A 25,222-nucleotide genomic window follows, 5' to 3' on the forward strand; every position below is an offset into this window, starting at 1 on the left:
ATGAGAGTACGCAATCTGCCGGATCCCGATCATTTGCCGGCGCTGGACACCCGTTACATTCAGCAAAAAGTCTGGCACGACCAGCACAGCTATCTGCCGCATCCACCACGCATTCTGCTGTTGTACGGTTCGTTGCGCGAGCGTTCCTTCTCCCGCCTGGTGACAGAAGAAGCCGCACGTATCCTGCGTTTTCTGGGCGCCGAGGTAAAAATATTTGATCCGTCGGACCTGCCGCTGCCCGATCAGGTGGAAGGCGATAACCACCCGGCAGTGCAGGAACTGCGTGAGCTGGCGATCTGGTCAGAGGGTCAGGTGTGGTGCAGTCCTGAGCGCCACGGCCAGATCACCGGCGTGATGAAAACGCAGATTGACCACTTGCCGTTGAGCATAGGTGCCGTTCGTCCCACACAGGGCAGAACCCTGGCGGTGATGCAGGTCAGCGGGGGTTCGCAGTCGTTTAATTCGGTCAACACGCTGCGCCAGCTTGGTCGCTGGATGCGCATGTTCACCATTCCCAATCAGTCCAGCGTTGCCAAGGCGTTTCAGGAATTTGATGACAATGGCCGTATGCGCGCCTCGCCGTATTACGAGCGCATTGTGGATGTGATGGAAGAGCTGATTCGTTTTACGCTGTTATTGAGGCCGCACAGCCAGGCCCTGACCAATCGCTACTCGGAGCGCAAAGCCGCCGAGATACCGCTGGTGGTCGAGCAGGATCTGGCGGCGATTGCTATCGGTCGGGGAGGTCGGCCTTGACCCGCGATTCAATCATCCCGTGTAAAGATGATCTCGCTAACGGGTGAACCACCCCAGATGTTGACCGGGCGCTGCTCGCCGGGATGTTCCCGGGCGCAGCGCCCAATCGCCTGCGCAACCTGCCTGGTTGCCTCGTGGGCCTGCCTGGAGTTCGGGCCCACGGAATAGCTGGCCACCAGGTCCTGCATTCTGACTTGCAGCTCATATCCCCCACCGCCAACAATGACCTCCTCAACCTCGCCGGGGGCTGGCGGCGGTACATGCCCGATATTGGCTACAGCGCTGATCAAGGTTGATTGTAGCGTGTTGATGGCATCGCGAAGTTCAGCGCAGTCATCTACGTTAAAGCGATGCTCAGTCAGGTAAACGGATTGCTGTTGAGCTGATCCATTCTGGGTTTGTTGTTGATCAAGTTGAATCGGGAGCGAAGGATCAAAATAACGATAATGAACCGTGTCGCGACCGCCGCCACCAAGCTGCAGGTTGGCAACGTTCCAAAACAACCCGTTCCAGTGATCCTGCTTTATGCTGATCGTCGTTTCCCGGGGCATTCGCGACAGGCTGTCCAGAATGTATCGCTGACTTGTCAGCTGGGTGTCTACGATGTAGTACGACTCGCCCGATCCCCCAACAACAATCCTCGACAGGCCTTGTAGTTGGGGATATTCACGGGTGCCGGTAATCATCAGCGAATCGAGTTTATCCTGATCTTCTGGCAATACCAGAACACGGGGTTCAGGGTTGCCTATTGCGCAGTTTGCCAGCAACATAAAACAGATTGCGCCAATCCCTGAATGAAGTTGAGTCAATCGATGAAGCATAAGACATATCTTCTTTCGGTTGATAAACCTTCGTGCGTTTACTTTACAAGATCTCCGGTCGCTCCACCACCCTGTTGCTCAAGGCGGTCACGGCGTAATCAGGTATTTCGTACCCGTGGCCTGCTTTGAGTAAGCCTGGATGGCATCGGCCGACAGTGCCTCTGCCATGGTGAGTCGTTTGTCGTAGTGGCTGGCGAAAGTGGTATCGATTTCGTTGACCACACGCTGGCGCAGTTGCTGTACTTTTTCCTGCCCCAGTCCTTGCAGGAACGGGGTCAGCAACCAGCCGCCGACGCTCCAGATCATGCCGTAGGAACGTTTTAATACCGTGGGGCTTCGATCCAGGCCACCATAGATGTACACCTGTTTGTGCACGGTCGAGCCGTAGCGGCTGTATTCCTTGGCGTTCAGGTTGGCGGCAGTTTCCATGCCCGCCAGAATCTGACTGGCCAGTTCACCACCGCCGATGGCATCAAACGCCAGCGTTGCGCCGGTCGCCGACAAGGCTTTTACCAGCTGTTCCATAAAGTCGGGATCGCTGGAGTTGCAGATATGTTCTGCGCCCAGGTCTTGCAGAATCTTTACCTGCTCGGGTTTGCGCACAATGGTGACCAGCGGTACGTTGTCCGCTTTGCAGATCTTGACCAGCATCTGGCCCAGGTTGGAGGCGGCGGCGGTGTGCACCAGGCCGGTGTGATTCTCCTTGCGCATGGTTTCCACCATGCACAGCGAGGTCAGCGGGTTAACGAAACAGGAGGCGGCCTGTTCAGCGCTGGTGCCCTGGTTCATCACCAGGCAGGCAGCGGCAGGTTTGACCACGTATTCGCTGTACATGGCACCACCGGCAATACCGACAATTTTGCCAATCAGATGCTCGGCACCACTGCCGGCGGCAACCACTTCACCGGCGCCTTCATTGCCCACCGGCATGGACTCGTTCAGGCGCGCGGCCAGCGCAGGCAGCATGGCTTTGGGCACATCCATGGTGACCACCGGATCATCGGCGCTGCCTGACACCTGCAGGCTGCCGACATCGGCCGGGCCAATCAGCAGGCCCAGGTCGGAGGGGTTGATGGGCGTGGCCTGCACACGAATCAGTACTTCGTTGGCCTGGGGCGCAGGCACCGAGGTGGTTTCCAGGTTGAGCCGTAATTTGCCCTCGGCGGTGATGGTGGAGCGGATCTGTCGGGATTGTTGTGCGGTCATGGCAACCTCTGTCTGATCTGAATAGGGCACTACCATATCATCAATCAGTGCATACAAGGAGAGTGATCGGTCGAGGTGCGGATAGTCTGACCGTTTTAGGCTCGGTTGTGTCGGGGCGACTATTTATGGGCCACTATTTCGGGGTTGCAATCGCTCATCAGAGGCAATAACTTTCCGATATGTTGTTTTGCAGCAGGTCACCATGCAGTTCGATACATGCAGGTAAATTTGCCATTTTTCGCTTCAGAGGGCGCGATCGATATGGTCAGACTGAAATTTTCCGTTACCTTGAACTACCAGGTATTAAGTTCACCCTGTGATTTCATCTTTAATTTTCACCCTGCGCTCACTGACAGGCAGAGTGTGATGGAAGAGTCGTTGCTGATCGAGCAGCACGTCGCTGCCAAAGAATTGATTCACGGCGAGGATGGCGCCCGCCACCTTCGCCTGCAGGCATACCCGGGTGACCTGACGGTAACCTACCAGGGTGTGGTTGATATCAATCACCATCATGACGACCCGGACACGCTGCGTGAACTGCCGGTTTCAGAGCTGCCACTGGACGTGTTGCCTTACCTGTATCCCAGCCGGTACTGTCAGTCTGACAAGTTTGCCGCGTTGGCCAATTACGAGTTCGGATCTATGGCACCTGGCTACTACCGAGTCATGGCCATCCGCGACTGGGTCAATCGAAGAACCCGTTTCGTCTCCGGCAGCTCAGGCAGTGCGACCTCTGCACTGGAGACATTGCTGGAGCACCAGGGCGTGTGTCGCGATTTTGCGCACCTGATGATCGCCATGTGCCGGGCGCTCAATATGCCCGCCAGATTTGTGTCCGGGATTGATTACGGCGTAGATCCGAACCTGCGGTCGCCAGACTTTCATGCTTATGTTGAGGTCATGCTCAGCGGGCGCTGGTACCTGTTTGACCCCAGTGATGTGACCCATCCGATGGCGTTGATCAGGATGGGGACCGGACGTGACGCAGCCGATGTTGCTTTCGCCAACGTGTTTGGTTCAGTTAACGCCACGTCACCAGACATTACAATTCACGCGCTGACAGATGACAATAAAGGCATCATCGAGCCTGTGTATAGCCCTGATGCCTTGTCCAGCACAGATCAGCATAGTCGTGAATGACGGGAAGATTCACCGGCAGGATGGGGGCGCACTCAGTCTTCCGGTTGGAAACTGAACGGCCAATTGTTCTGTTTGGCGACATACATGGCGCGATCGGCACGCGACAACAGGGTCTCCAGATCGTTGCCGTCCTCAGGGTAGAGGCTGATGCCAATGCTGACGCTGATCTCAACGCTCGATGTCTCGCCGGTTTCGGCAATGGTGAGTGAGACTGGCGCGGCAATGGCAGATGCCAGCTTGGTGGCGACACACTCGGCGGCCTCCCGGTTGCTGACACCATTCAACAACAACACAAATTCATCTCCCCCCATCCGGCACGCCACGTCGCTGTCGCGGATGACGCCGCGTATGCTGTCGGCAACAGCAATCAGTGCGCTGTCCCCAACCTCATGTCCCCACTGATCATTGATGCCCTTGAATCCGTTTACATCCAGATACATCAGTGCCAATGTCCGGCTATCACGCGTCGCGCCCGCCAGGGATTTTTCGCACAGGGAAACAAACAGGCGACGGTTGGGCAGGCCAGTGAGATAATCGTGGTAGGCAATCTGACGGATTTCCTCCTCCGCCTGTTTACGATGGTGAACCTCCGCTTGCAGGCTTTGATTGGCCTGCTGCAGCTCGCCAGTGCGTGCGTGCACCAGCGCCTCCAGTACGGTATTCTGTCGGCGGATGCTGAACAGTTTGTATTGGTACAAAAGGAACACAGCAACACCTGCGATAATCCCCAGGGTAACCCTGAACCAGAGCGTCTGCCAGAAAGCAGGCATGATCTGAAACGAAAGTTCCGCCGTGTGCGGGCTCCAGATACCATCCCGGTTGGTGCCGCGTACCACAAAACGATAGTGTCCCGGGGACAGGTTGGTATATTCAGCGAAACGCCGGTTGCCGGCAGCCACCCAGTCGTCATTCAGACCTTCCAGCCGGTATTCGTAGCGCAGTCGCGTTGGCGCGGAATAATCCAGGGCGGCAAATTCGAATGACAGATAGTTTTCAGTATGGCCCAGGACGATGTCTGTTGCGCTGTCAGCAGCAGCATGCCCCATACTGCGTTCCTCATTCAGCACCAGGAAACGCGTTATCACCAGCGACGGCGCATAGTCGCTCTGACCGACCTGGGCCGGGTCGAACACATTAAAGCCGTTAATGCCGCCAAAATACATTTCACCGCTGTCAGCCCGTAAATATGCCCCGTTGTTGAATTCGTCTGCCTGCAGGCCGTGGCTGACATCAAACTGGCTCACCTCCCCGCTGTTCGGATCGAAGCGGGCGATACCATTGTTGGTGCTGAGCCAGAGGCGACCGTCGTCGTCAAACAGGATGCCGTAAATAACGTCATTGGGCAGGCCATCGGCAGTTGTGAACTGGGTAAAATGTCCTGCCTCGCGGTCATCAAGCCGGTTCAGGCCGCCACGGGTGCCAAACCAGAGCGTGCCGTTATTGTCCTCTGCTATCGACATGACAATGGCGTTGTTCATGGGTGCTGTCTGATCTGGCGTGGGGGCGTAGTTTCTGAAGGTTGCCGACTCCGGGTCGTAGCGGTTGCTGCCAAACCAGAGGTCGCCGCGTGAGTCTTCATGCATCGCCAGCAACCAGTCCACTGGGGCACTGCCGGAGTTGCCCGGCGTTGCTGGAAAGCGTTGAATCAGTCCGGTTTGCGGGTTGAGACGATTGAGTTCACCACGGGAACCGGCCCACACCATGCCTTGGCGATCGACATGCACCCGCCACAGGACGCTGGTACTCAGTGAGCCTGGGTCCCGAGCATCATGAAAGTAGTTGCTGAAGTGTTCGGTGTCGGGATCGAAAAGAGACAGACCGCCCTGGGTGGCCAGCCAAAGATGACCGTTCATATCAGCGGCTATATCCCTGACAATGTTGTTGGCAATGCTGTCGCTGCGCGCCGGGTCGTGCACGTGGTGGGTGAAATCGCCGCTTTGCAGGTCCAGTACATTCAGCCCGGCGGCGGTGCCGATATACAAACGCTGGTCGCTTTTATGGAATGCCCGAACGGTATTGTTGTTGAGGCTGTTGGTAGTCCACCATTCATTCGCATAGTGACGGAACTGGTCCTGCGACGGATTGTATTTATTGAGCCCGCCTATGGAAGTGCCAAACCAGAGCATGCCACTGTTGTCTTCAAAAACACTGATTACCTGATTGTCACTCAGTGTGCTGTCCACGCCTGTGCGGTGTGTGTAATTGAAGAAGCGGCCGCTGTCCCGGTCAAACAGATCCAGACCGGCAGTGGGGTGGTGTCCGATCCAGAGCCGTTGCTGACTGTCTTCATACACGGTTCTGAGCGCGTTGGAGCTGAGGCTGTCGGAACTGTCCGGGTCATGAAGGTAACGCCGGACCTCGCCTGATTCCGGATCGAGCCGACTCAGGCCTGCATCCTCTGTGGCAATCCACAACAGGCCGCGGCTGTCGACAACAAGATCGCTGACCTGGCTGCCAGAGGTAGCATCCGTATCCAACGGGTCATGGGTATAGCGTTGTACCTGGCCGGTAGCGGGATCGAAACGGTTGACCCCGGCATCTTCGGTACCCAGCCACAAAATGCCGTCCGACGTCATGGCAATACTGGTGATATGGTTGCTGCTGGGTGTCGAGGTATCCAGAGGGTCATGCAGGTGGTGTTCAAAATGTCCGGTGTCCGGGTCCAATTGACTGAGTCCGCCCGGCGTCGCGGCGACCCATAGACGTCCTGCCTGATCTTCCACGATGTCCCGTACCGAGATGACAGCAGGTTGACCGGAAGCAGCATCGCGCGGCCGGTAATGGCGAAATCTGCCGGAGGGTTGCATCAAACGTGACACCCCATCCGCGGTGCCTATCCACAAGTTGCCATGGCTGTCTTCAGTCAGTACCCGCATCAGTGAGTCCGACAGGCCCGGGTGTTCGACGAGGTGCTGCTCAAGATCTGGCTGCTCGCTGTCAGCCAATGCGCGACGGTAGATCGTAAAACCATAACCGTCATAGCGGTTCAGGCCGTCCTCGGTGGCAATCCAGAGGTAACCCCGACGATCCTGAAGCACCGAGTGGACTGCGTTTTGTGACAATCCTTCCTGTACCGTGATTTGATCAAAACTGATGTCAGGCCGGTTTTGTTGGGCCAGAACGGGTGCAGCGAGAAGCAGGCAGGTGATCAGTAGCGATCTTAAGAGGAGCACGGCAGGTCCTTGGTCAGGTCTTTATATTTTACTTTGACTGCAATTGTATCGTGATAATTCGCTCTTAGACACAGATGAGAGGTGGCAGTCGACATGACTTGTGCACAGGATAAGGTCCGAAAATGGCCAGCTGGTAAGTCCTGCTGGTGGTATTCTGTGGCCATGAACCTGGATGCTGACCATTGTTACCCGATTGTGCAGGCCCGCGACGCGCGCTTTGATGGCGTGTTTTTTGTGGGTGTGTCGTCTACCGGCATTTATTGTCGCCCGGTCTGCACGGTGCGCACGCCGGGCAGACAACGCTGCTCGTTCTTTGCCAATGCGGCCAGCGCCGAAGCGGCCGGCTTCAGGCCCTGTCTGCGCTGCCGGCCCGAGCTGGCGCCGGGCAGGGCGCCGGTAGACAGCGTCAGGCAAAGTGCCCGGTTGTTGTTTGATGCCATCCAGTCGGGTGCGTTGGCCGATGGCAACATGGAAGACCTGGCCACGCGTTTTGGCCTCAGCTCGCGGCAATTGCGTCGCATCGTGCAGGCCGAATACGGTGTGAACCCGCTGGCAATCGAGCGTACCCGTCGTCTGCTGCTGGCCAAACAGTTGCTCACCGATTCGTCATTGCGAGTTGTAGACGTGGCGTTTGCCTGTGGTTTTGCCAGCGTGCGTCAGTTCAACCGCCTGTTTGTTGAAGCCTACCGCATGAACCCCAGTGCGTTGCGCAGACACAAGGCTGCGGACAGTGGCCTGGGCATTCCGCTGAAGCTTGGGTTTCGCGGTCCGCTGGCCTGGCCGGCGCTGGCCGGATTTCTGGCCGGGCGCGGCAGTGTGCGCACGGAGTGTCTGATCGACGGGCGGTATGTCCGCACGGTCCGCCTGGCCAATCACGTGGGCTGGATTGCGGTGCAACCTGAGTCAGAAACAGTGCTGAAAGTCGAGGTATCTCCTGCCTTGTTGCCTGTGTTGCCAGAGCTGCAGATGCGCCTGCGTCGGTTGTTTGACCTGGATGCCAGCCCACTGATTATTGACAGTCAGCTCAGTGCCAATGCCAGGCTCAAACCCATGATTGAGCGGACTCCGGGGTTGCGGGTGCCGGGCGCCCTGGATGGTTTTGAGTTAGCGCTGAGGGCCATTGTCGGTCAACAGGTCAGTGTCAAATCGGCCACCACCGTGTTCGGGCGTTTTGTCGAGACCTTTGGTCAGGTAATTGAAACACCGTTCCCGATGCTGGACCGGCTGGCGCCAACGGCGGACGCAGTGGCAGCCGCTGAGCTGCCACAATTGATTGCGCTGGGGCTGACCGGCAAGCGTGCCGCCACCGTGCTGACACTGGCCCGCGCAGTGGCTGACAAAGGAATAATACTTGACCCCTCGGCCGATGCAGAGCAGGTGCGAGCACAACTGCTGGCGCTGCCCGGCATTGGACCATGGACCACCGAATATATTGCCATGCGCGCGCTGGGTGATCCGGATGCGTTTCCGGCCTCAGACCTGGCGCTGATGAAAATTATGAGTACTGAAAAACCCAAAGTGTTGCAGGCCGAAGCGGAAGCGTGGCGGCCCTGGCGTGCCTATGCCGCGATACATGTCTGGCATTCGTTGAGCGCCGGTGGTTGACAGGTGAGAGGATTGCAAAGAGAGTAGAAACAAGGAGCCAGGTATCATGATAAATGCAAGCTGCTACAGCGAAGTCAAATCTCCGTTAGGTGTATTGACTCTGACTGGCAATGGTGAGGCCCTGACCGGTCTGTACATGGAGGCGCAGAAACATCGGCCGGCACTGCCCCGGCACTGTGTCCGTGATGATACGTGCTTTGCGTCCGTGCGCGAACAACTCGCCGCCTATTTTGCCGGAGAACTGCGCAGCTTTGATGTGCCGCTGGCAGGCAGTGGCACCGATTTTCAGCAACGCGTCTGGCAGGCATTGCGTGACATCCCGTATGGCGTCACGGAAAGTTATGGCGCCCTGGCAGCGCGTATCGGTAAGCCTGCAGCATCACGCGCAGTGGGCATGGCCAATGGCCGCAACCCGATTGGCATCATTGTGCCCTGCCATCGGGTGTTGGGGGTCAGCGGTGCACTGACCGGTTACGGGGGTGGCCTTGCACGCAAACAGTGGCTGCTGGCGCATGAACAGGCGATGGCCGGATTGTTTTAACCAGCTCGCATCAATCCGACAGATAGTATTCAACTGACACGACCACTCTGACATTTTTGATATGCGGGTTGTTGCGATCGCGGTCACTGATGCTGAACTGACCCTGCGATGCATTTTTGATCTTGCCCAGCGAGCTGTCGGAATCATCCGCGAACTTGATGGCGGCAGCGCGGGCCTCCTGCGTGGCTTCCTCAATCATTGCCGGTTTGATCTCGTTCAGGCGGGTGAAAAGGTATTCCGGTTGCAGGTGATACTCGGCACCGGAAAACACAATGCCCTCGCGGCCCAGATCTGACAGCGAACTCATCAGCCCGCGCACCAGGGCAATGTCCGGTGAATACACGGTCAGTGCCTGCGTTGCGGTATAACGGAATTCGGCGCGGGAACCGTCACCATATGACTGCGCCAGCCGATCGGTGATGGCCGGCGGTGCCATGGTGACGGCCTCAGCCGGCAGGCCGTTGCTCTGCAGGAATGTCTCAATGCTGCTGTTATTGCTGTCCAGCGTGGCATACAACGCGCCCAGGTCATTGTCGGCGGCGGTGTATTGAATCGGCCAGATTACGATGTCAGCTTCGTGCTCCTGCTCGGACAGGCCTTTGACGGTGACGGTACGTTCGAATTCCTTGACAGTCACGGCGTAGCTGCCCAGCAGGTAACCCAGGCTGCTCAGGCCCAGGACCAGAGACAGGCCCAGCGATAGACCCAGCGCAATGGCGCTGTTACGGGAGATGGCGTTCACAGATGACCCTCGTTATCTAGGTGGCGTTATTGCTGGCGACAAAGATAACGGAAGCTGGCTGACTGCCAGCTGAACGGATCGGTGTTTTGGTGTCTATGACGGTGAGGCTGCCGTCAGCAAACAGATCCAGCCAGCTTTCCAGGGTGCGAAAATACCACGGCGCTGGTTCGCGGAACTGCTGACTCAGGGCAGCGCTGAACCCTTGCCATGAACCCGGACGCCAGCCATCGACATAGGGTTGATCGCCGCAGGCGGCTATCGGGTGCAGGGTTTGCACAAACATCAGGCCGTCGGGTTTCAGTAGTTGTGATGCCGCCCGGAATACACTTTCGGTTGAGCTGTCTCCGAGCAGGGAGAAGTTGCAGACCAGCGCGTCAAACCGGTGCGGGAATGCATGTGTTGCCAGTGCGTCGTAGCCCAGTTCGTGGAACTCGCCGCCGCCGGCCTGGCGAGCGGCAGCAATCAGTTCGGGCACCACATCAACGCCGGTCACCTGCATACCTCGGCCGGTTAGCGCCCGCGCCAGCCAGCCTTCGCCGCAACCGATGTCGAGCACAGTGGCGGGCGCGTATGAGTTGATGGCTTCAATGATGGCCTGATCGGTGATTTCCCGTCGCGACTCGATCTGCTGTTCGCGCACGGCGGTGATCCAGGGGGCGGCGTTCTTGTGCCAGGATCGGACTATGCTGTTGTCATCGTCACGCATGGCTTCTGTTCTCAAGGCAGTTAACACGCTCAGGGCTGTTTACACGCTCAGGGCTGTTCACGCGCTCAAGGCTGTTTACACGCTCAGGGCTGTTCACTCGCTCAAGGCTGTTACGTTGCAAATGTGAAGTGGCAGGGGCAAGATACCATGGCGTATGATAGGAATCCGCAGGAAAAAACAAAAACAGGCAGGAGTAAATCATCATGAAATTGCCCACCATCAAACACTATCTGCTTGCACTGCTGGTAAGCCTGAGTATCAGCGCCGGGTTTGTAACTACCCAGGCCAGTGCACAGCCGCAAACCGACACCTGGGTCACGGCCTGGGCCATGAGCCCCAGCACACTGCCACCGGGTATGTTGCCAGCCGAATCGGCCGACCACAACGAGTTTGATGATCAGACATTACGGCAGATCGCCCACGTCACCGCCGCTGGCGATACTGTGCGCATCCGTCTGTCCAATACCCATGGCAACAAACCCTTGCATGTGGCCGCTGCCAGCATTGCCCGGCAAAGCAGCGGCACGGAAATTGACGTTGCATCATTGCAGAGTCTCACGTTTGGCGGGCAACCAGGCATCATCATTCCCCGTGGTGCAACCGTGTTCAGCGACCCGATGCCGTTTCCGGTGGAAGCCTTCAGCAGTCTGAGCATCAGTCTGTATCTGCCGGAGCCCAGCGGTTTGCCGACAACGCATCGCGCTGCCATGCAGACTGCGTATGTCAGTGAATCCGGTGACTACACCCGCTCGGCGAGCATGGACGATGCGCGCGAAATCTCCTTCTGGCATTACCTGACGGCTGTCGACGTCAGCGGAGGTGATGCCGTTTCGACTATTGTCACCGTTGGTGATTCGATCACCGATGGTGTGGGCTCGACGGTGGATACCAACAATCGTTGGCCCAACCTATTTGCGCTGCGCCTGCGCGACGCGCCGGACATGCCAACCTACGCCGTGGCCAATGCCGGACTCAGTGGCAACCGGGTGCTGCATGAGCGCTCGCCGATGTTTGGTGAGAACCTGCTGGCGCGTTTTGAACGTGATGTGCTGGCGCTGAGCAATGTCAGTCATATTGTGTTGCTGGAAGGTATCAACGATATGGGCATGTCGGTGAGCATGGCGACTGACCAGGAAGTGAGCGCCGAACAGATCATTGCAGGCTACAGACAGGTCGCCGAACGCGCATGGGCGCACGGCATTAAAGTGATCGGCGCCACACTGACGCCTTTTGAAGGTGCCGGTTACTTCAGTGAAGCCGGTGAAGCCAAACGCCAGCAGTTGAATGCCTGGATTCGTGACAGCGGTTTCTTTGACGCCGTCATCGATTTTGAATCAGCGGTTGCCGACCCGGACAACCGGGCGCGCCTGCCTTCCAGTTTTACCTCAGACAATCTGCATCCCAATGACGCTGGTTATGCCGCCATGGCCAACAGCATCGACCTGACCCTATTCAACCAGGAGTAATCGTTTTGAAACATGCCCGTTTTTTCGCACTGACACTGACCGCCAGCCTGGCCGGTTTTATTGCCGCCTGTTCAGAGCCTGAGGCGCCCGTGTCCACATCAACCTCCGCCGTGGACGCCATGGCCGAAAACGCCGCTGAGCAGGCTGCGGATCCGCAAGCCATGGCGGATGCTGCCCTTGCCACCGAAATTGCTCTGGGCAGTGCGGTCAAACGCCTGTGCTCATCGGTGCTGGTAGGCAATAGAACAGTCGACCATGTGATGGCCAACGAACTGAACAATCCGGCATTGAGCGAGGCGGACTTTAACTTTGATGATGATATTGTCACCGGTGCCATGGCCGTCAATGGTGGAACGATGACAGTGCGGGCGCTGTACCGTGAACACCTGGGCTGCACCTTGTTGAAAGACGTATCGCCCATCAGTCTGCGGGCGCAGTTTGACCCTGAGCTCTATCCGGCGAAACCGGATGTCGCCGGCGAACCCTGGCCGATCGGTAATCTGGTAGAGCTGCCTGAAACGGTGCCCGGATTCGATATGCAGGCTGTGCACGCTGCCGTCGATCAGGCCTTTGAAGACATGGAGCCTGATCAGAACATCGATACCCGTGCGGTACTGGTGATCCATGACGGAAAAATCATTGCCGAGCAGTATGCCGAACCGTTCTCCGCTGACATGCCACAGCTGGGCTGGTCGATGACCAAAACGGTCACTGGGGCGTTGACCGGTATCCTGGGCGGCGATGGTCTGCTTCATGTTGACGCCAATGCCAACGTACCGGAGTGGCGCAATGATGGCGATGAGCGTCGCAGCATCACGCTGGAACACCTGCTGCACATGACCAGCGGTATGCAGTACTCCGAAGTTTACACTGCCGGTTCGATGTCAGATGTCATTCTGATGTTGTACACTACCGGCGATACTGCAGCCTTTACCATCGACAAACCACTGGCACATGCGTCAGGTAGCACGTTTTATTACAACAGCGGTACCAGCAATATCATTTCGCGCATCCAGCGCCAGTTGTTTACCAGTTTTCAGGACTATTTTAATTTTCCGCAGGAGCGGTTGTTCAGCAAACTGGGCATGACATCCGCGGTGATGGAACCCGATGCCAGTGGTACGTTTGTGGGTTCGTCGTATATGTACGCGACTCCGCGCGATTGGGCCAAATTCGGACTGCTGCATTTACAGGATGGCATGTGGAATGGCGAACGCATTCTGCCGGAAGGCTGGGTGGACTACACTGTGACACCCGCCCCGGCAGCAGAGCGAGGGCAGTATGGTGTGCAGATGTGGCTGAACGCGGGCGCCGCGGATAATCCTGACAACCGTCCGTTGCCCAATCTGCCTGCCAATATGTATTACCTGTCCGGCTTTGAAGGTCAGAACATTCTGATGTTCCCGGATCAGGATCTGATTGTCATGCGCATGGGCGTCACCACCAGCGGCCCGCGTCCGGTGTGGACGCTGGCCGAGTCGGTGCTGGCGGCCATGGACGGTGCTACTGAATCAGTATCTCCATAGGTTCGATGTCAGAGAACCACCAGTTGACACCATTGTTGGCAAACAGCTGATAGCGTTCGCCCGGTGCCGGTTTGACCAGTTGCTGGGAGAACGCAGGAATGGGCACGGCGAAGGCGCGATCGACAAACAGCACGCCGCCGTTAAAGCCTTCGGGGAACTGGAGCTGCCATTGCAGCAGGCCGTTGTTATAGCGTGGCGCTATGTCCACTACCGGGTCTACGCTGGCCGGGACGCAATTGGCAGTCAGAGTTTCCCGGCTGATCGGGTTGCCATTACCGTCAAACATGAACAGCTTTCCGTCCGCTGCACCGAGGGCGGCGATGCAGTTCTGGGTAATAAAGAAGCGCGGCTGGCCGAGTGCATCATTGACGCGCATCAGGTCGCCCTGGATGAAATTCATCGGCACAAACAGGGTGGCCCCTTCCAACTCGTCGAGGTTATCCAGCAAAAACTGTGTGATCCGGAAGTCAGCCATCTGTTCGGTCTGTGCGCGATAGCTTGTGTTATTAAACACATGTGCAATAAAAATCAGGGCCAGAAAGCCAAGCAGAGACAATGGCCGGGCAAAACGCTGGAAATAAGCGGATTGAACCATACCGACGATGGCGACCAGTGCCAGTGCGCAATCAAAGGCAAAAAAGATGCGGTCGGCATGCAGCGTGTGTTCAACAATGCCGTGTGAGACCGCCAGCCCGGGTGCGGCGAAAACCAGGGCCAGCGGCAACAGCAACACGGTACGGCGGAAGTTCATGAACAGCGCGATGACCACGGCTGCCAGAATAAAAATCCGGGTCTTGATGTACCACGCAATGAAGCTGGCCCAGGCAGCGCCACTGATACCCCAGAAGCCGGCGAAGTAACTGCTGTCGCCGCCAATGTCGACCGACATGCCCAGCATGTAGGTACGCAGCGTCCAATACACCAGCAAGGCTATCACCGCGCCTGCGGCCAGCTTAAAGTTACGATGGTAAAGGGCATACAGCGCAACCATCGGTGGCAGCACCAGGTACACTTCTTTTGAGGCCAGTGCCATGAACAACAGTAACGCAGGCAGCCAGGGTGAACACAGTTTGATGTCGCGGCGGAAGATCACCACCAGCGCGGCCAGCGCAAAGATGCCGCCGATAAGGTAGTGCATGGTGTAGAAGCGGGTGATCAGCGTGTGCATGGACATGCTGGAGAAAATCAGCAGGATAACCGCCCAGGCCGCCATCCGGTTGCGGGTGATCTGTTCTGTCAACAGGGCGGCCAGTGCCGAAACCAGGCTGATGGCCAGGATCATGAAAATCAGAAACGCATTGGTACTGAAGCCGAACCACGACACCAGCGTTTTGTATACCACAAGCGGAATGGGCGTGTAGTTGGCGGCAGACAGTTCGCGGTAGATCTCCGGCACGAAAAAGTGTTGCCACCAGCTGTAATCAATCGCGACCCGCATCAGGTGTGAATCGTCTTCGGAGAACACGGTCCAGGACAGCAACGGAAACAGCGCGGCGTAGATCAGCAGACTGGCCAGCAGAAACAGGGGAAAGGGTGCAAGAACGGGCTTGTGGGTAGGCATATTATTGTTGTCCGTTTGTTTTGGTAATTTTTTGGTGCGGGCCCTGCCGCTGCTCACGGCAGTTCGACGATGTCATTACCCTGCACATGCATTTGCATCACGCGATGAAAATACCCGGGATCCTTGACCAGAATACCCTGCTGTCCTTTATGTTCCAGCACATATTGCTGGCGTGACACCCAGAATCTGAGCGCCGCCAGTTGCAGCATTTTTTGCCAGCACGCTTGTTCCTCGGCGTTGAACGGGCGTGTATTGCCATAGCCTGTCAGCAGAGCAAGGGTGCGCTCGGCGTTCAGACTGAATTTGTCTCCGCTATCCACGCACCAGTCATTGACACACACCGCAATATCAAACAGGGTCCAGCCGCTGGCAGCGTTGTAAAAATCGATAACCCCGGTGATGGTCTCGCCGTCGAATAACACATTGTCGCGGAACAGGTCGCCATGGATGACAGTGGTTGGCAGAGTAGTGGCCGGGTTCTCCCGGTCGGGCAGCGCGAGCCATTCCTGAAGTTGCAGCAGCGAGGGTTCCAGCCAGGACCGATGGTCCCGCCATTCCCGGTCCAGGAAGCTCAGTGCTTTCTGCACTGTCCAGCCGGGCCCGCGATCACTGATCCGCTTCAGGTCACATGCCGATTGGTGCAGTTTTGCCAGCATGGCGCCCAGCGCGGTGCACTGCCTCGCAGTGACGTCGTCCACATGATTCCCCGTGAGTTTGGGTTGCAGCAGGGCGGGCCGGTTTTTGAGGGTGTGCAGGGCAGTGCCGTCCCGGTCGGCAATAGCGTACGGTACGGGCAGTTCGGCGTTGTGCAGGCAGTCGAGTAAGCTGATAAAAAAAGGCAGGTCGGCGCTGGGGCCGCGTTCAACCAGCGTCAGTACGTAACTGCCTGCGCTGCAGTCGACAAAATAGTTGGTATTTTCACTGCCGCCGCTGACACCCTGTGCGTCGATAAAGTCACCTACATCGAAGCGGCTGACAAACTGTGCGATTTCTTCATTGCTGAGCGGTGTAAAAACGGACATAAGGTCAAGCTCCGGAATGCGGTGTATGAATACGCCCGCGCAACAGGGACAATACAATGGCCGGCACGCACAGCGCTACGCCGATACTGAAACTCAGTTCCACAGCGCGCGCCAGTTGCGGGTAAGTCTCCGGGCTGATCGGCGTGTTGCCCATCATCAGCGCCAGCGCCAGCGTCACCAGTACCATGCTGTTGAGCTGGCCGATCAGGCGGGTGGTGGCGACTGCACCGGAGGCGCTGCCGGCATGTTTGTCGCTGACCGAACCCATGATGGCATTCACATTGGGCGGGGAGAACAGGCTGAAGCCGCTGCCGGTCATGACCAGTGATGCAATCACGTACTGCAGGCTGCTGTCGGCGTCCAGCCGGGACAATAAGAACAGGCCGATGGTAGTGATGGTGATGCCCATCGTGGCCAGTATCCGGGGCTCGACCCAGTCCGACAGGCGACCGGTGACCGGTGCCAGCAAGGCCATGATAACGGGCTGTATCATCAGCACCATGCCCGCGCTGGTGGCGGACAGGCCCTGCAGGGTCTGCAGATACAGGCTCATCAGGACCACGATGGCGTAAGTGGCGCTGTACATCAGCAGCGACACCAGGCTGGAGGCGGTGAACAGCCGATTGTTGAAAAACAGGGTGACATCCCAGATCGGGTGGGGGCTGCGACGGGCGTGGCGCAGAAACAGGGTAATACTGATCGCGCTGGCCGCGAGTATAAGCAGGCCGGTAACGTCGGGCAGCCGTGACACACCCAGGCAGAACAGCACGATGCTGATGCCCCAGCCTGTGGCGCCGGGCAAATCAAACGGGACGTGGCCCTGGCCGCGCCATTCTCCCTTTACCTTGAGCACACCGAGCAACAGGACCACCAGTGCCAGTGGCACCTGCAGCAGGAAGGCGGCGCGCCAGCCCACGGCATCAATCACGTAGCCGCCCAGCAGGGGACCGGCTGACAGGCCGATGTATATGCAGCTCACAACCAGGCCAATCATCTTGCCGCGGACCTTGGCGGGGAACGCTGAGGTGACCAGTGCCATCTGGGTGGCATATAACATGGCGGCGCTGACTCCCTGCAGAAAGCGTGCACTCAGCAGCATGGTACCGTTGACGGACATGGCGGCGTAAATCGAGCTGACAATGACGGCAGCCGTGCCAATCAGGAAGATGCGCTTGCGGCCAACGGTATCGGCTATGCGGCCGAAAATCAGCACAAAAATGGTGCTGGCCATCAGGTAGGCCATGGGTACCCAGGCCAGAATAACCGCATCCAGGCCCAGATCGCGAGCGATGGACGGCAGGGCAACATTGGCAGAGGACAGCATCAGAGGGGTGGCGAAGGCATTGAGCAGAATCATCAGCAGCAATACGCGGCGCAGCGCGGCGGCGGACTCTGGTGATTCAACGGTGTTCGGGCGTGGAGAAGACAAAACGGTTCCTGTTGACTGATGGCTGTGCGAGTACGGCCTGCACAGGTATGATAACAGTTAATCTGAACAGGGAGGCTCAAATGACAGCGTTCAACAGTGGCAATATCTTCAGTGGTTTACCAACTGCACCGCAAGCGGAAGAACTATCACACATGCTGGCGGGCAATCTGGTCAATGGGGTCAAAATCGAGCGACTGGTATCACGGGGTCATGTCACGCCCGAAGATGAATGGTACGATCAGACCCAGCATGAATGGGTCGTGGTACTGGAAGGCGAGGCCATCATCGCCTTTCAGGGTGAGCGTGAGGATATTCATCTGGGCCCGGGTGACTATGTCAACATACCCGCCCACTGCCGCCATCGCGTAGCCTGGACCAGGCCCGACACCAACACCGTGTGGCTGGCCGTCTTCTTTTAGGGCCATTAATGGGGACGGAGGAGATTCTTTTCCCTTCCACCAGTGACAGACTTTGCAAGAGAATTATCATGATCAATGAAAATGTACTGCGAACGCCCGATGAGTGTTTCGCCGAACTGCCAGGATACGATTACCAGCCTCACTACGTTGATACCCTGCCGGGTTTCGAAGGTCTGCGAGTGCACTATCTGGACGAGGGGCCCGCTGATGCCGGTTCCATTGTGTTGTGCCTGCACGGGCAGCCGACCTGGAGTTATCTATATCGCAAAATGATTCCGGTTTTTGTGGCAGCCGGGCAGCGGGTGATTGCGCCGGATCTGATTGGTTTTGGGCGCTCCGACAAACCTGAAGATGATGCCATTTACACCTTCAGTCGCCACCGTGACATGCTGCTAGCGTTTATCCGTGAGGTGATTGACACCAGGCGCGAAGATCAACTGGTCACGCTGGTGGTGCAGGACTGGGGTGGTTTGCTGGGGCTGACCTTACCGATGGAGTTTGATCATCTGTTCACTCACCTGCTGATTATGAATACCAGTCTGGGCACCGGCGATGTGCCTTTGGGCAAGGGGTTTGAAGACTGGCGGGCCTATTCCAACAGCCGACCGGATCTGGATATTGCTGTCTTGATGAAACGTGGTGAACCTACGCTGACGGATGCCGAAGCCCGGGCCTACGCCGCGCCATTCCCCAGCCTGCGTTACAAAGCCGGCGTGCGCCGTTTCCCGAACCTGGTGCCGGATCATCTGAACGCCGATGGCGCCGAGATTTCACGCCGCGCCCGCGACTGGTGGCGCGACGAGTGGACGGGCCGCAGCTTCATGGCCATCGGCATGCGCGACCCGGTGCTGGGACCCAAAGTAATGAAAAATGTGCGCAAGCTTATCCGCGGCTGCCCCAAGCCGCTGGAAGTCCCCGACGCAGGTCACTTCGTGCAGGAGCACGGTGACCTGGTCGCCCGCGAAGCGTTGAAAGCGTTGTTTCCCTAAAAAGAATGGGGACGAAAAGAATGGGGACGGAGGGAATACTTTTGACTGGTCAAAAAGTATTCCCTCCGTCCCCATTCTTTTTCCTCCGTCCCCATTCTTTCCCTTCAGGGCTTCAGCTGCGTCAGCAGGTAGGCATAAATCAGCGCATCAAGCTGCGCGCGTTGTTCGTTGTTGGCGGCACCCGAGTGGCCGCCTTCGGTGTTTTCGTAATACAACACATCGTGGCCCATGTCCGTCATTTTGGCGACCATTTTTCGGGCATGCCCGGGATGCACGCGGTCGTCACGGGTTGAGGTGGTGAAGAATATTTTCGGGTAATCCACATCTTCGCGCACATTGTGATATGGCGAATACGTGCGGATGTAGGCCCACATGTCTTCCTCGTCCGGGTTGCCGTATTCGCCCATCCAGCTGGCACCAGCCAGCAGTTTGTTGTAGCGCTGCATGTCCAGCAACGGCACCTGACTGACCACGGCATTGAACAAATCCGGGCGACGCGTCACCGCAGCCCCCACCAGCAAACCCCCATTGCTGCCACCGCGTATGCCCAGGTGCTCAGGCGAGGTGATATTGCGTGCGATCAGGTCTTCCGCTACCGCTTCAAAATCCTCATAGGCTTTGTGACGGTTTTTTAATAGCGCCGCCTGATGCCAGCGCGGGCCGAACTCACCGCCGCCTCGTATATTGGCCAGCACGTACACGCCACCTTGTTCCAGCCAGTTGCGGCCAATGCTGGGAGAGTAAGTGGGCCGTTGGGAGATTTCAAAACCACCGTAAGCATACAATTGTGTCGGATTGCTGCCGTCCAGCTCAGCATCACGTGCCATCACCACGAAGTAAGGGATCTGAGTGCCGTCGGCTGATGTGGCCATATACTGTTGTGTGGTAAACGGGCTGGCATCAAACATCGCCGGCAGTTGTTTGATTGCGTCGGTATTCAGCGTATTGTCAACATGGTAAAGCGTCGTCGGTTCCAGAAAACTGTTGTAGCTGACAAAAAAGTCACTGTAGATATGTGACGCATTTTGCACGTTGATTGAACCATTCGGGTCAAATGCCACAGTCTCTATCTGCCAGTCTCCATTTGCTTGAGGCGTGTAACGGTCCAGACGACCTCGGACGTTTTCCAGCCAGTTCACCAGAAGGGCATCAGCGGTTACCTGCATGTCAAGAATGGCGCTGCGCTCATCAGGCTGAACAAACAGTTTGAACTGCGCATTGCCGCCCATGATTTCGTTCATGGGCGCATACACAATGGCGCCTTGAGCAAACCCTTGCCAGGCGCTTTTCAGATCTATGTACAGGTTGTTCTGAAACAGGCCGGCTATTACCGAGTCGCTGGGGATTGGCAATAGTGTCAGCTCACCCGCATTAAGCACATAACGGTCCGAAGTGTAGAAGGTTAATGCTTCATCAATAATCGGATAGGCGTTGTTGCCATCGCGCAGAGTGGTGGAGAATACGCCTACCGAATCGGATGGTGCTGCATACATCGGGACTGATTCACGGATCGATTGCCCGCGCTGCCATAGTCGCACCTGCGCGGCATAACCCGAATCTGTCATACTGCCGGGGCCGATGTCCGTGCCCACCAGCACCGTGTTTTCATCCAGCCAGCTTACAGCCGACTTGGCTTCTGGTAGTTCGAACCCGTCCTCAACAAAAGCTTTATCAGCGATACTGAACTCACGCACCGCCGCAGCATCAGACCCGGCAATGGACAGGCTCAACAGGCAGCGGTCGTAGTCCGGATACAGACAGTTGATGCCGCCCCAGGTCCAGTTCATGTCCTCATCCGCGGCCAGTTTGTCGAGATCAAGCACGGTTTCCCATTCGGGACTTGGCTTGCGGTATTCCTCCAGCGTCGTGCGCCGGTACAGGCCCCGCACATGATCGGCATCGCGCCACAGGTTGTAAAGATAGTTGCCACGGCGGGAAAAATCGGGAATGCGCGCATCGCTGTTCAGTATTTCCAGCGAATTTTCATACAGCTGCTGATAAGCCGGATGCGACTGTATCTGCGGCAATGAGCGTTCATTCTGTTCCTCCACCCACGCCAGCGCTGCCTCGCCTTCAACCTCTTCAAGCCACATAAAATCGTCCGCCATTGCCGTGCTGCCCAACGCCAGAGCGACTGCCATGGCACAGATGTTTCGGGTTACCGCCGTCAAAATTTGAGTCATGAGCCTCTCCGGTTTGGTAAGAATGGGGACGGCGAAAGAATGGGGACGGAGGGAATACTTTTTGACTGGTCAAAAAGTATTCCCTCCGTCCCCATTCTTTCACTCGTATTGTGCTTCGTGCGCCATCAGCACTTCGCGGATGCTGGCGGCCCAGATGTCGTAACCTTTTTCGTTCAGGTGCAGGTTGTCGGCAACAAAAATATCTGTCATCACACTGCCGTCGGCTTGCAGGAACGGCGTTGCAACGTCGATATAATACACCAGCGGATCAGCGGCGGCGATTTGTTGATAGCGCGCGTTCAGATCCTGCGCGATCGGCCAGGTGGCCTGACGGGCCACGCTGGGCTTCACTGATAGCACATACACACGAGCCTCCGGCAACTCGGCGTGAATGCGTCCGATGATGGTTTGCAGTTGCTCAACAATGACGTCATTGGGGATATTGTTGCGACCGGTGTCGTTATCGCCCTCATAGATCAGCACCGCGCGCGGCTTGTAAGTCAGCGCAACCCGGTCCAGAAAGTGCAGTACGTCATTCATCACGCTGCCACCGAAGCCGCGCGGAATTACTGTCAAAGGCGCCAGGTCATCGGGCGCGTCGTTATTCCAGAACATGATGCTCGAACTGCCAGTCAATACAATCGCATCTTCCGGGGCTGGAGACTGTTCATCCATTGCTTCAAAGCGCTGAATCGCCTCCTCGTATCGCGCCGGATCAGGCAATTCATATCCCGCCTCTGCCTGTGCCTGCAGCACACTGGTACTGGTTGCCAGCCAGATGGCAGCCGCCACAACACTCAGCATCCGAACTGTATTCTTGTTATTAATTGTCATCGTTTTCTCCCTTTATCTGCGCCCCAGCGCCATGCGTGCGCCGCTGTAAGTCATGTACATCAGCAAAAATAAGCCAAATAAACCAAAAATGCGATCAAATACCTCGAATCCGGTCCAGCGCAGATAATGAATGTTATAAACCAGGTCAATCCAGCGTGTATCCGGTCCGCGTTGTGACAGGGTCAGCGAATCCCAGTTCACCGTAATCTCCACACCGGTGTCGGTCACCACGTCCATACCCGACATACTCTCAACCTGGCCATAACGCGCCGGATTGTGGCTGATGGCATCGTTAACCAGCAGCCTGAGCTCGTCACCGGTCGGGCTCGGTCTGGGATTCAGGGCAAAGGCATCCAGGTGCTGCCAGCCCTGAGCATCGCGCACCAGCAGATGCTCGCCGAGCACCGTGCGTGAAAATCGCGCTTCCTGCCACGCCGGGTCCGGCACAAACTGGATGATGTTCTGCATCGGCAATTGCCGCACCTGCAACTGTTCATAGGCTTCGTTGTAGGCGGGCCGCACCAGGAAAAAGATTGCTGTCGTTGACCAGGCGATAAAGGGAAGTAGCAGGGTAATGCCAACAAGGCGGTGAATCTTGCGTGGGCGCATACAAAAATGGTCTCGGGTTGAAAACGGGAAAGCAATGCTATTACATATGTGGCATTACATCTAACCGCAAACATCGTTAATTCTGAGTCAGGTCAAACCACGCCATGCAGATCAGCACATTAAAAGACAAACCCCACTACCTGTTGCCGCTGGCGCAGTGGCATCATGCCGAATGGTCCTATCTGAATCCGGAGCGCTCGCTGGACGAACGTATTGAAGAGATGCAGGAAGATCTGGAAGGCAAGGTGATCCCGACCACGTTTGTGGCCGAAGATGATGGCGAGCTGCTGGGATCGGCCTGCGTTCTGGCTGATGATATGAGCAGCCATCCGGAGCTCAGTCCCTGGCTGGCCAGCGTATATGTGGCAACACAGCACCGCAAAAAAGGGATCGGTTCGGTGCTGGTTAAACAGGTCATGCAGCATGCGCAGGACAACGGCATCAAGCGTCTGTATCTGTATACCCCCGATCAGGCTCAACTCTACGCCCGCCTGGGCTGGCAGATATTCAGCGAAGAGCTCTACAACGGCACACCGGTCACCATCATGTCGATTGATCTGGGTTGACCACACTCAGTCTCGCTGAGCACCACACGGCACCCATCCCGCTTGGCGGCTGCAGCGGACAGGCGTATAGTCATGGCCATCAAATGACTGATCTTAAGCCAGTATTAACGAGGAACAAGTAACCGTGAAGCACCCGCACACAGCATCCGACTCAAGACACAACAAGTTCCCGTTGCTGCTCGGTGGCCTCGCACTGGCGGCAGTACTGGCAGCCTGCAGCAGCGATCAACCCGAACAACCGGAAATGCCTGCAGTGCGTGCCCCGGCACTGGCCATCAGTCAGATTGCCCTGCAGGACATGGCTGCCTGCGCCGATGATCTGGCGCCCCTGATTAACGACACCGGCACCTTCGGGCGCCGCATTGGCACCGCGATGGAGACCACCCAGGCCTACTTCGACCAGGGTATGCGTCTGACCTACAGTTACTATTTCCCGGAAGCCATCGCCTCATTTAACGCCGCACTGTGCTTTGAGCCCGGCAACCCCATGATTCACTGGGGCAAGGCACTGGCCATTGGCCCCAACCCCAACAGCCGCTATGGCGCCGCGCCGGATGACCCCATGGGTGCCGGTCGCAGCGCCATCAATGCTGCCATGGCTGCGCGCGACACCCGCAACGCTGCTGAGCAGGGCCTGATCGAAGCACTGGCGCCACTGTTTGATACTGAAACCTATCCCGATACCGCGGCGCGCACCCGGGCCTTCATCGAGGCCGCCGAAGCCAACTACGCTGAGCATCCCGATGATCTGGAGGCCGCCTTTCTGGTCTCCCACGGCATCATGATGTCAACGCCGTGGACCTACTATGACCCTGAAGATGGCAGCCCGCTGCCAGGCGTCGAACGTGCGCTGGCAGTCATGGAAAAGGGCATGGCACAAAATCCGGAACATCCCGGTCTGACCCATCTGCACATTCATTTACTGGAAGCTTCGTTTGAGCCTGGCCGGGCGGAAGACTCCGCCGATCGGTTGGAATCGCTGACGCCGATGGCCGGTCATATGGTGCACATGCCCGGGCACATCTATATGCGGGTGGGGCGCTACGACGATGCGATCGCCACCAACCAGCGCTCGCTTAACGCTGACGATGCTGTGGTTGCCGCCTGGGGTAATCGCGAGCTGCCGCGCACCGGCACTTACTTTTTGTCCGCTACCAATCATGGCGGTCATGCCACCATGTTTATTCACTGGGCTGGCGTTCTGCAGGGTAACAGCGAGCGTGCGCTGGGGGTTTCAGGCCCCATGTCGATGATGGCAGAGCCTGAGGCATTGACCGAAGGCCGTGGTCTGCGCAACGTTGTCGCACACTGGATGACACTAAAAGCGTTCGGGCGCTTTGATGAATTACTGGCACTGGAAAATCCGGCGCCAGAGCAACCCTACCTGGCCGGCATGCTCAACTATATGCATGGTTCCGCCTACCTGCGCCAGGGTGACATCGACGCCGCCCAGGCCGAATACCAGGCATTGCAGGACATGCGCAATGCCCCGGTACTGGCAACTCAGCGCGCGGCAGTCAACACCACCGACGACATGCTGGCTATTGCTGCCCATGCTCTGGCCGGTGAAATAGCCAGTGCGCAGGAAGGTTACGCGCAAGCCATTCGTTCCTTCCGGCAGGCTGTCGCTCTGCAGGATGCGCTGCGTTACATGGAGCCGCCGGACTGGCTGCAATCCATGCGGCTGTTCCTGGGTCAGGCGCACCTGGACGCTGGCGAATACAATCAGGCAGTTAATGTTTTTGAAAGAGATCTGGTGCTGTTGCAGAACAATGGCTGGGCGTTGTACGGATTGACCGAAGCGCTGGAACAGATGGGAGATACCGAAGAAGCGGATTTGGCCCGACAGCGATTGATTCGTGCCTGGAGTAACGCGGATGTGATGTTGAATAATAGAGCTCACTTCTGAGGCAGCGGCTTAAGCAGAG

The 25,222-nt window shown here is 57.3% G+C and carries 21 protein-coding genes; 10 read left to right on the plus strand and 11 right to left on the minus strand.

What is annotated here, in order from left to right; all coding sequences use genetic code 11:
- Complete coding sequence (arsH, locus tag WD071_RS16990) at positions 1 to 756, plus strand: arsenical resistance protein ArsH (RefSeq protein ID WP_368049597.1); 756 nt, start codon at positions 1 to 3, stop codon at positions 754 to 756.
- A gap of 8 nt (positions 757 to 764) precedes the next feature.
- Here arsH and WD071_RS16995 read toward each other — a convergent pair whose 3' ends face one another.
- The gene (locus WD071_RS16995; protein ID WP_368049598.1) at positions 765 to 1,526 is read right to left on the minus strand and encodes a hypothetical protein; all 762 of its coding nucleotides are present in this window, start codon (positions 1,524 to 1,526) and stop codon (positions 765 to 767) included.
- Between the two features lie 138 nt (positions 1,527 to 1,664).
- Positions 1,665 to 2,783, minus strand: a complete 1,119-nt coding sequence (locus WD071_RS17000; protein WP_368049599.1) for a zinc-binding dehydrogenase — start codon at positions 2,781 to 2,783, stop codon at positions 1,665 to 1,667.
- 261 nt (positions 2,784 to 3,044) lie between these two features.
- On the opposite strand from WD071_RS17000, the gene WD071_RS17005 reads away from it, so the two are divergent.
- On the plus strand, positions 3,045 to 3,923 hold the full coding sequence (locus tag WD071_RS17005; RefSeq protein ID WP_368049600.1) for a transglutaminase family protein: 879 nt from the start codon (positions 3,045 to 3,047) through the stop codon (positions 3,921 to 3,923).
- 32 nt (positions 3,924 to 3,955) lie between these two features.
- Here WD071_RS17005 and WD071_RS17010 read toward each other — a convergent pair whose 3' ends face one another.
- Positions 3,956 to 7,096 (minus strand): two-component regulator propeller domain-containing protein, encoded by a 3,141-nt coding sequence (locus tag WD071_RS17010; RefSeq protein WP_368049601.1) that lies wholly within the window; start codon positions 7,094 to 7,096, stop codon positions 3,956 to 3,958.
- Positions 7,097 to 7,189: 93 nt separating this feature from the next.
- Between WD071_RS17010 and WD071_RS17015 the strand changes: the two genes are divergently transcribed.
- On the plus strand, positions 7,190 to 8,701 hold the full coding sequence (locus tag WD071_RS17015; RefSeq protein WP_368049602.1) for a DNA-3-methyladenine glycosylase 2 family protein: 1,512 nt from the start codon (positions 7,190 to 7,192) through the stop codon (positions 8,699 to 8,701).
- Between the two features lie 46 nt (positions 8,702 to 8,747).
- Positions 8,748 to 9,242, plus strand: coding sequence for a methylated-DNA--[protein]-cysteine S-methyltransferase (locus WD071_RS17020; protein WP_368049603.1), 495 nt, complete (start codon positions 8,748 to 8,750; stop codon positions 9,240 to 9,242).
- 10 nt (positions 9,243 to 9,252) lie between these two features.
- On the opposite strand, the gene WD071_RS17025 is transcribed toward WD071_RS17020, so the two are convergent.
- The gene (locus WD071_RS17025) at positions 9,253 to 9,984 is read right to left on the minus strand and encodes an SIMPL domain-containing protein (RefSeq protein ID WP_368049604.1); all 732 of its coding nucleotides are present in this window, start codon (positions 9,982 to 9,984) and stop codon (positions 9,253 to 9,255) included.
- 16 nt (positions 9,985 to 10,000) lie between these two features.
- Positions 10,001 to 10,690: a class I SAM-dependent methyltransferase gene (locus WD071_RS17030; RefSeq protein WP_368049605.1), complete on the minus strand. Its 690-nt coding sequence runs from the start codon at positions 10,688 to 10,690 to the stop codon at positions 10,001 to 10,003.
- A 203-nt stretch (positions 10,691 to 10,893) separates the two neighbouring features.
- Between WD071_RS17030 and WD071_RS17035 the strand changes: the two genes are divergently transcribed.
- Positions 10,894 to 12,156 carry an SGNH/GDSL hydrolase family protein gene (locus WD071_RS17035; RefSeq protein ID WP_368049606.1) on the plus strand — a complete coding sequence of 421 codons (1,263 nt, stop codon included), beginning with the start codon at positions 10,894 to 10,896 and terminating at the stop codon, positions 12,154 to 12,156.
- Positions 12,157 to 12,161: 5 nt separating this feature from the next.
- Positions 12,162 to 13,682, plus strand: a complete 1,521-nt coding sequence (locus tag WD071_RS17040) for a serine hydrolase domain-containing protein (RefSeq protein WP_368049607.1) — start codon at positions 12,162 to 12,164, stop codon at positions 13,680 to 13,682.
- On the opposite strand, the gene WD071_RS17045 is transcribed toward WD071_RS17040, so the two are convergent.
- From WD071_RS17045 to WD071_RS17055, 3 genes are read right to left on the minus strand one after another with little or no spacing between them, the layout of a single operon-like run.
- Entirely contained in the window at positions 13,660 to 15,243 is a 1,584-nt protein-coding gene (locus WD071_RS17045; RefSeq protein WP_368049608.1) for a hypothetical protein, read from the minus strand. The genes WD071_RS17040 and WD071_RS17045 overlap by 23 nt on opposite strands.
- A 53-nt stretch (positions 15,244 to 15,296) precedes the next feature.
- Positions 15,297 to 16,265, minus strand: a complete 969-nt coding sequence (locus WD071_RS17050; RefSeq protein ID WP_368049609.1) for a homoserine kinase — start codon at positions 16,263 to 16,265, stop codon at positions 15,297 to 15,299.
- Positions 16,266 to 16,269: 4 nt separating this feature from the next.
- Entirely contained in the window at positions 16,270 to 17,694 is a 1,425-nt protein-coding gene (locus WD071_RS17055) for an MFS transporter (RefSeq protein WP_368049610.1), read from the minus strand.
- A gap of 80 nt (positions 17,695 to 17,774) precedes the next feature.
- Between WD071_RS17055 and WD071_RS17060 the strand changes: the two genes are divergently transcribed.
- Together WD071_RS17060 and WD071_RS17065 are read left to right on the plus strand one after the other, a co-directional pair.
- On the plus strand, positions 17,775 to 18,113 hold the full coding sequence (locus WD071_RS17060; RefSeq protein WP_368049611.1) for a cupin domain-containing protein: 339 nt from the start codon (positions 17,775 to 17,777) through the stop codon (positions 18,111 to 18,113).
- A gap of 68 nt (positions 18,114 to 18,181) precedes the next feature.
- Positions 18,182 to 19,102, plus strand: a complete 921-nt coding sequence (locus WD071_RS17065; protein WP_368049612.1) for a haloalkane dehalogenase — start codon at positions 18,182 to 18,184, stop codon at positions 19,100 to 19,102.
- Positions 19,103 to 19,206: 104 nt separating this feature from the next.
- Here the strand turns inward: WD071_RS17065 and WD071_RS17070 are convergent, their stop codons facing one another.
- From WD071_RS17070 to WD071_RS17080, 3 genes are all read right to left on the minus strand, one after another.
- A complete protein-coding gene (locus WD071_RS17070) occupies positions 19,207 to 21,285 on the minus strand; it encodes a prolyl oligopeptidase family protein (RefSeq protein WP_368049613.1) in 2,079 nt (692 codons plus the stop codon).
- A gap of 99 nt (positions 21,286 to 21,384) precedes the next feature.
- A complete protein-coding gene (locus WD071_RS17075; RefSeq protein WP_368049614.1) occupies positions 21,385 to 22,119 on the minus strand; it encodes a GDSL-type esterase/lipase family protein in 735 nt (244 codons plus the stop codon).
- Positions 22,120 to 22,131: 12 nt separating this feature from the next.
- Entirely contained in the window at positions 22,132 to 22,728 is a 597-nt protein-coding gene (locus WD071_RS17080; RefSeq protein WP_368049615.1) for a hypothetical protein, read from the minus strand.
- Between the two features lie 104 nt (positions 22,729 to 22,832).
- Here WD071_RS17080 and WD071_RS17085 point away from each other — a divergent pair, with 104 nt between their 5' ends.
- Positions 22,833 to 23,294, plus strand: a complete 462-nt coding sequence (locus WD071_RS17085; protein WP_368049616.1) for a GNAT family N-acetyltransferase — start codon at positions 22,833 to 22,835, stop codon at positions 23,292 to 23,294.
- 124 nt (positions 23,295 to 23,418) lie between these two features.
- On the plus strand, positions 23,419 to 25,203 hold the full coding sequence (locus tag WD071_RS17090) for a hypothetical protein (RefSeq protein WP_368049617.1): 1,785 nt from the start codon (positions 23,419 to 23,421) through the stop codon (positions 25,201 to 25,203).
- Positions 25,204 to 25,222 lie beyond the last annotated feature (19 nt).

The sequence above is a fragment of the Pseudohongiella sp. genome, from assembly GCF_040877505.1.
Lineage (GTDB): Bacteria > Pseudomonadota > Gammaproteobacteria > Pseudomonadales > Pseudohongiellaceae > Pseudohongiella.

Coding starts and splice junctions, on each gene's coding strand:
- WD071_RS17045 (WP_368049608.1), bottom strand. CDS start 15,243: ATGCCTACCCACAAGCCCGTTCTTGCACCCTTTCCCCTGTTTCTGCTG.
- WD071_RS17065 (WP_368049612.1), top strand. CDS start 18,182: ATGATCAATGAAAATGTACTGCGAACGCCCGATGAGTGTTTCGCCGAA.
- WD071_RS17005 (WP_368049600.1), top strand. CDS start 3,045: ATGGTCAGACTGAAATTTTCCGTTACCTTGAACTACCAGGTATTAAGT.
- WD071_RS16995 (WP_368049598.1), bottom strand. CDS start 1,526: ATGTTGCTGGCAAACTGCGCAATAGGCAACCCTGAACCCCGTGTTCTG.
- arsH (WP_368049597.1), top strand. CDS start 1: ATGAGAGTACGCAATCTGCCGGATCCCGATCATTTGCCGGCGCTGGAC.
- WD071_RS17080 (WP_368049615.1), bottom strand. CDS start 22,728: ATGCGCCCACGCAAGATTCACCGCCTTGTTGGCATTACCCTGCTACTT.
- WD071_RS17030 (WP_368049605.1), bottom strand. CDS start 10,690: ATGCGTGACGATGACAACAGCATAGTCCGATCCTGGCACAAGAACGCC.
- WD071_RS17000 (WP_368049599.1), bottom strand. CDS start 2,783: ATGACCGCACAACAATCCCGACAGATCCGCTCCACCATCACCGCCGAG.
- WD071_RS17070 (WP_368049613.1), bottom strand. CDS start 21,285: ATGACTCAAATTTTGACGGCGGTAACCCGAAACATCTGTGCCATGGCA.
- WD071_RS17035 (WP_368049606.1), top strand. CDS start 10,894: ATGAAATTGCCCACCATCAAACACTATCTGCTTGCACTGCTGGTAAGC.
- WD071_RS17020 (WP_368049603.1), top strand. CDS start 8,748: ATGATAAATGCAAGCTGCTACAGCGAAGTCAAATCTCCGTTAGGTGTA.
- WD071_RS17085 (WP_368049616.1), top strand. CDS start 22,833: ATGCAGATCAGCACATTAAAAGACAAACCCCACTACCTGTTGCCGCTG.
- WD071_RS17075 (WP_368049614.1), bottom strand. CDS start 22,119: ATGACAATTAATAACAAGAATACAGTTCGGATGCTGAGTGTTGTGGCG.
- WD071_RS17050 (WP_368049609.1), bottom strand. CDS start 16,265: ATGTCCGTTTTTACACCGCTCAGCAATGAAGAAATCGCACAGTTTGTC.
- WD071_RS17060 (WP_368049611.1), top strand. CDS start 17,775: ATGACAGCGTTCAACAGTGGCAATATCTTCAGTGGTTTACCAACTGCA.
- WD071_RS17015 (WP_368049602.1), top strand. CDS start 7,190: ATGACTTGTGCACAGGATAAGGTCCGAAAATGGCCAGCTGGTAAGTCC.